This is a genomic window from Pseudomonas sp. 24 E 13 (assembly GCF_900004715.1).
Classification (GTDB): Bacteria; Pseudomonadota; Gammaproteobacteria; order Pseudomonadales; family Pseudomonadaceae; genus Aquipseudomonas; species Aquipseudomonas orientalis_A.
The window spans coordinates 3,808-9,758 of sequence record NZ_CVTO01000159.1; the positions used below are offsets into that span (position 1 = coordinate 3,808).

Genomic DNA, 5,951 nt, shown 5'->3' on the forward strand with positions numbered 1-5,951 from the left:
TTTTGCTTACTTTTGCGCTTTTCAAAAGTGAGCCGCCGTAAGGGCGGAACCCTAAGCAGCCGTTACCTAAATAATGGATATGTACCCGGTCCAATCCAACATCCTGGTCGGCCCTCAGGCCGCCATCGGGGGCAAGCCCCCTCCCACATTTGGTTTTGCGTACATCCGGGGGGTAAGATGGCGGCCTTCCCAGCAGCCCCGCCAACAATAAGCCCTGCCCATGCCCTTCGAACTCAGCGTTGACCTGACCACCCTCGCCATTCTCGCCGTCGTGGCCTTTGTTGCCGGTTTCATCGACGCCATCGCCGGCGGCGGCGGCCTGCTCACCACCCCTGCCCTGCTTACCGCCGGCATGCCACCGCACCTGGTGCTGGGCACCAACAAGCTCAGTTCCACCTTTGGCTCGGCCACCGCCAGCTTTACCTTCTACCGCCGCAAGCTGTTCCACCCGCGCCAATGGGTGCATGCCATCGTCGGTACGTTGATCGGTGCGCTGACCGGCGCCGTGGTCGCGCACTATTTGCCCGCCGAAACCCTGAACAAGATGCTGCCGGTGATCGTGTTCGCCTGCGGGGTGTACCTGCTGTTCGGCGGCACGCCCAAGGCGCCGCTGGACGCCGAGGCACCCATCAAGAAGAAATGGCAGGCCACCCAGGGCTTCGGCCTGGGGTTCTACGACGGCGTAGCCGGGCCAGGCACCGGCGCGTTCTGGACCGTGAGCACGATGCTGCTGCACCCGATCGACCTGGTGAAGGCCAGCGGCGTGGCGCGCAGCATGAACTTCGTCAGCAACGCGGCGGCATTGACGGTGTTCATCATCAACGGTTCGGTGGACTGGATCGTCGGCCTGGCGATGGGCATCTCGGTGATGGGCGGCGCATTCTTTGGCGCTCGCAGCGCCATCAGCGGCGGCGCCAAGTTCATTCGCCCGGTGTTCATCACCGTGGTGCTCGGCCTGACCGTGCGCCTAGCCTGGCAGCACTGGCTCAGCGTGGCCTAGGCGGCGCGCCACATAGAGGTCGATCAGGTAACGCGCAATCGAGCGTGACGCCGGCAACGGCGGCAGGTCGTGGATATTGAACCACTGCGCATCTTCGATTTCGTCGGCCTGGGGCACGATGTCGCCACCGGCATACTCGGCATGAAAGCCCAGCATCATCGAATGCGGGAACGGCCAGCACTGGCTGCCCATATACTGCAGGTTCTTCACCTCGACCTGCACTTCCTCGCGCACCTCACGGATCAGGCAGTCTTCAGCCGACTCACCCGGCTCGGCAAAGCCGGCCAGGGTGCTGTAGACCCCGGTGACAAAGCGTGGCGAGCGCGCCAGCAGGATTTCATCGCCACGGGTCACCAGCACGATCATGCTCGGCGAAATCCGCGGATAGCTGCGCAGGTCGCAGGCTTGGCAGTACATCGCCCGTTCCCGTGGCACCTGGACCATGGCCTGGCCGCAACTGCCGCAGAAGCGATGCTCGCGCGCCCAGGTGCCGATCTGTGCGGCATAACCCAGCACTTTGTACAGCGTGTGATCGCCTTGCAGCATAAAGCCGCGCAGGCCTTGCCAGCTGCAGCCCGGCACCTCAGCAGTACCGTTGATTTCCAGCAGGTACACCGGCTCGCCATCGAGATGCCCGATGCCGTGTTCGGCAAAGACCGACAGGTCCTGGCGCTTGAGCCATTCGCGGGGGAACAGCGGCCCGTTGGCATCGTGCAAAAAGCCATCGCGGCTGCGGGCCACGGCCCAGCCGCCGGCGGCGTCGTTGTCCAGCAGCGTTGTGGTAATCCAGCCTGGGGTCATATCAATCAATCCACGAATTCGGGTGTCTGTTTGCTCATATGGGCCGCGATGGCCACGCGCAGGTCGTTGGATTGCAACATAGCCGAGTTCCAGGTGGCAACGTATTCCAGGCCGTCATTGATGCTGTGGTCGCGCATATAGCTGATCATCGCCTTGGTGCCGGTGATGGCAATCGGCGACTTGGCGGCGATTTCATGGGCGATGGCCATGACGCCCGCCAACAGGCTGGTCGAGTCGGCATACACGCGATTGACCAGGCCGATGCTGCGCGCTTCTTCGGCGCCGAACTGACGACCGGTGTAGGCCAGTTCGCGCAACATGCCGTCGCCGACGATGCGCGGCAGGCGTTGCAAGGTGCCGACGTCGGCGGCCATGCCGATGTCGACTTCCTTGATCGAGAACAGCGCATCCTCGGCGGCGTAGCGCATGTCACAGGCGCTGATCAGGTCGATGGCGCCGCCGATGCAATAGCCGTGGATCGCTGCCAGCACCGGCTTGCGGCAGTTGTCGACCGCATTGAACGAGGCTTGCAGTTCGAGGATCTTGCGCCGCAGCACGCGCGCGTTACGGCCCACATCCTTGCCGAGCTCGTTGGCTACCGAAGCGAGCATCATCAGGTCGATACCGGAGGAAAAGTGCTTGCCAGCACCGCTGAGCACCACCGCGCGCACGGCATCGGTGTCTTCGACCCATTGGAAGATATCGATGATTTCGCTCCAGAACGCCGCGTTCATCGCGTTGATCTTTTCCGGGCGGTTGATCTGCACATGGGCAACGTTGCCGTTGAGTTCGACGACGAAAGCTTGGTATTCGGACATGGCAGTGATCCCTGACTGGCGAGTGATAAGGCCTGAACTATAACAAGGCCAGGCAACGGCGCATCGGCCAAAAGCGGGACTGGCAAAAAACCTTGCCAGGCGCCATCCTTGGCGCTTTAAGCCGCCCCACTGCGGCGTTCGACGTTTGAAGGATATGCCCCATGCACGCCCAGCCCCTCACCCCCGCCGATTTCGACCTGATCGAGGAGACCCTGCTCAAGTACGGCGACGACCATTCGGTGCTGAACCTGGCTGAACTCGACGGTTATTTCACGGCCTTGGTCTCCAGCCCGACGCAGGTGGAGATCGCCGAGTGGTTCCCGGCAATCTGGGGCGGGCAGCACCCGGACTGGGAAAGCCCCGCAGAGGCCGGGCAGTTCCTGGACCTGTGTGTACGCCACTTCAACACGCTGGCGGCGCAACTGGCTGGCGATTCCACGACATTCAAGGCCCTGTTCGATGAAAAAGAACACCACGGCCAGTCTGTGACCCTTGCGGAAGAATGGTGCTTTGGCTACATCCGTGGCGCCGCCATTGGCAACTGGCCAGCGCTGCCCGCCGAACTGGCCGTTCAGTTCGAAAAAATCTCCTGGTGCGCCGAGCAGGATAATTTCGAGTTGCCGGCGGACCTGGATGTGCAGGCGCATCAGCAACAGGTCGGCGAAATCGAACCGGCCGCCCGAGCGCTGCACGATTACTGGCTGAGCCAGCGCTAAATCTCGACAAGCACCGCACCTTTGGCCGATTATTCGGGTCCGCCCCGTCGGCCACTCCATGCCACCTCGCCTTGATCAGGAGCCTTGTCCCTTGAGTTCGCAGAAAACCGTGACCGTTACACCGCCCAACTTTCCTCTCAATGGCAAGGTCGCGCCCCCCGGCTCCAAATCCATTACCAACCGCGCCCTGCTGCTGGCGGCCCTGGCCAACGGCACCAGCCGCTTGAGCGGCGCCCTGAAGAGCGACGACACCCGCCACATGTCGGTAGCCCTGCGGCAGATGGGCGTGACCATCGATGAGCCGGACGACACCACCTTCGTGGTTACCGGCCAGGGCAAACTGCAATGGCCGGCGCAGCCGCTGTTCCTCGGCAATGCCGGCACCGCCATGCGCTTTCTCACCGCCGCTGTCGCCACCGTGGAAGGCACCGTGGTACTGGACGGCGACGACTACATGCAAAAGCGCCCGATCGGGCCACTGCTCGCCACCCTCGGCCAGCACGGCATCCGGGTCGACAGCCCGACCGGCTGCCCACCGGTGACCGTGCACGGCGTGGGCAAGGTCCAGGCCAAGCGCTTCGAGATCGATGGCGGGCTGTCCAGCCAATATGTATCGGCGCTGCTGATGCTCGCAGCCTGCGGCGAAGCGCCGATTGAAGTCGCATTGACCGGCAAGGACATCGGTGCCCGTGGCTATGTGGACCTGACCCTCGATTGCATGCGTGCCTTCGGCGCTCAGGTTGAAGCCGTCGACGACAGCACCTGGCGCGTGGCCGCGACCGGCTACACCGCCCACGATTACCTGATCGAACCCGACGCCTCCGCAGCCACCTACTTGTGGGCCGCAGAAGTATTGACCGGCGGCCGTATCGACATCGGCGTCGCCGCCGAGGATTTCACCCAGCCGGACGCCAAGGCCCAGGCAGTGATCGCCCAGTTCCCGAACATGCCGGCTACGGTAGTGGGCTCGCAGATGCAGGACGCCATCCCGACCCTGGCGGTGCTCGCCGCCTTCAACAACACCCCGGTGCGCTTTACTGAACTGGCCAACCTGCGCGTCAAGGAATGTGACCGCGTGCAGGCGCTGCATGACGGCCTCAACGCAATCCGTGCGGGCCTGGCGACCATCGAGGGCGACGATCTGCTGGTGGCCGCCGACCCGGCCCTGGCCGGCACATCGTGCAACGCATCGATCGACACCCATGCCGACCACCGCATCGCCATGTGCTTTGCCCTGGCCGGGCTGAAAGTCTCGGGCATTCACATTCAAGATCCGGACTGCGTGGCCAAGACCTATCCTGGGTACTGGAAGGCCCTGGGCAGCCTCGGCGTGACGCTCAGCTACTAAGGCCACCGCGCAGGTTACGGGAGGGCACGCACATGACCATTCGCCAACCCTGCCCGCCCGGCGCCTGCGTCTGCGAGCGCGAACGCTTGCTGGAGGCGCCCGGCGCCGACCTGCGCATTCTCAACCTGACACGCCAGGAAGAAAAACGCCTGCTCGAGCGCCTGGAAAACCTCAAGAGCCTGCAGGACCTGGAGCATATGCAGCAGCGTATGTACGAACAATTGGGCATCCGCCTGCATATCGCGCCGGGCCATACCGAGGTCAAGAGCATGCGCGGGATCCAGATCGTCATCGACGAACTGCCCGGCCTGTGTCGCAAGACCCGGCAATCGATCCCGGCAGCGATTCGTCGCGGCATGGAGAAGCAGCCCGAGATTGCCTACCGCTTGCTGGACGCCCACGACCTGTTTCGCGACGCTTGAATCACCCGGCGACTGTCTCACGCTCAAACAGCCCCTGCCCAACCATCCTGGCCTTGTGCAAATGCGCCTGGGCACTGTCGGTTTCCGAGTCCAGCAGCAGCTCCGAGGTCAGCACCTGCGCGCCGCAATAGTCAAAGATCCCGTAATCGATCTGCGTGCGCATGGCCTTGGCATAGCCGTGCCGGTCAAAGGCGCTTGCATCCGCAGCGCCCAAGGCCAGCAGATGCACCTGCAAGTGCCGCAGTTTCTTGGTCATGGGGATGTCCGGGCCGTACTCGATCGCCCAGCCGTTGACGAAGACGCGGTCGATCCAGCCCTTGAGCAACGCCGGCATGGACCACCAGTAGATCGGGAACGCGAGCACCAACGCGTCGGCGCGGTCGATGCGTGCCTGTTCGGCCCGCACATCCGCCGGCGGCATTGCGCCGCTGCGGTGTACCTGGTGGTCAGCGGCGGTGTAGCGTGGGTCGAAACCTTCCGCTGCGAGGTCGGCGATTTCAAAGGTGTGGCCGCAAGCGCTCAAACCCGCGCCGACCTGCTCGGCCACGCTGCGGGTGAGGGATTGCGGGTCGTGATGGGCAACAACGATCTGTGCGTGCATGGCATGGCGTCCTTTTGGGCTTAATCTACCTTTAGTAAGTTACCATCCTTAAGTTACTTTTGGTAGATAGCAAGCGCAGCAGGATGAGGTCTGTCGGGTAAAACAAACCAACTGTGGGAGGGGGCTTGCCCCCGATGGCGGCCTCTGGGCCGACCAGGATGTTGGATTGGACCGGGTACATATCCGTTTCTGCGGTAACGGCTGCTTAGGGTTCCGCCCTGACGGCGGCTCACTTTTGAAAAGCG

General features: G+C 63.2%; 7 protein-coding genes. 4 read left to right on the top strand and 3 right to left on the bottom strand.

Annotation, left to right across the window (positions count from 1 at the left end; genetic code table 11):
- Positions 1 to 220: 220 nt before the first annotated feature.
- Positions 221 to 1,000, top strand: a complete 780-nt coding sequence (locus BFP90_RS25760; protein ID WP_065898301.1) for a TSUP family transporter — start codon at positions 221 to 223, stop codon at positions 998 to 1,000.
- On the opposite strand, the gene nudC is transcribed toward BFP90_RS25760, so the two are convergent.
- Together nudC and BFP90_RS25770 are read right to left on the bottom strand one after the other, a co-directional pair.
- Entirely contained in the window at positions 968 to 1,801 is an 834-nt protein-coding gene (gene nudC / locus BFP90_RS25765; protein WP_065898302.1) for an NAD(+) diphosphatase, read from the bottom strand. The genes BFP90_RS25760 and nudC overlap by 33 nt on opposite strands.
- A gap of 5 nt (positions 1,802 to 1,806) precedes the next feature.
- On the bottom strand, positions 1,807 to 2,619 hold the full coding sequence (locus BFP90_RS25770; protein WP_065895438.1) for a crotonase/enoyl-CoA hydratase family protein: 813 nt from the start codon (positions 2,617 to 2,619) through the stop codon (positions 1,807 to 1,809).
- Positions 2,620 to 2,780: 161 nt separating this feature from the next.
- On the opposite strand from BFP90_RS25770, the gene BFP90_RS25775 reads away from it, so the two are divergent.
- The 3 genes from BFP90_RS25775 to BFP90_RS25785 all read left to right on the top strand — a co-directional run bounded on the left by BFP90_RS25775 (position 2,781) and on the right by BFP90_RS25785 (position 5,105).
- Positions 2,781 to 3,335, top strand: a complete 555-nt coding sequence (locus BFP90_RS25775) for a UPF0149 family protein (RefSeq protein ID WP_065898303.1) — start codon at positions 2,781 to 2,783, stop codon at positions 3,333 to 3,335.
- A gap of 91 nt (positions 3,336 to 3,426) precedes the next feature.
- A complete protein-coding gene (locus tag BFP90_RS25780) occupies positions 3,427 to 4,683 on the top strand; it encodes a 3-phosphoshikimate 1-carboxyvinyltransferase (protein WP_065898304.1) in 1,257 nt (418 codons plus the stop codon).
- Positions 4,684 to 4,715: 32 nt separating this feature from the next.
- Complete coding sequence (locus BFP90_RS25785) at positions 4,716 to 5,105, top strand: hypothetical protein (protein WP_065895435.1); 390 nt, start codon at positions 4,716 to 4,718, stop codon at positions 5,103 to 5,105.
- 1 nt (position 5,106) lies between these two features.
- Here BFP90_RS25785 and BFP90_RS25790 read toward each other — a convergent pair whose 3' ends face one another.
- Positions 5,107 to 5,706 carry an NAD(P)H-dependent oxidoreductase gene (locus tag BFP90_RS25790; protein ID WP_065898305.1) on the bottom strand — a complete coding sequence of 200 codons (600 nt, stop codon included), beginning with the start codon at positions 5,704 to 5,706 and terminating at the stop codon, positions 5,107 to 5,109.
- Positions 5,707 to 5,951: the final 245 nt, after the last annotated feature.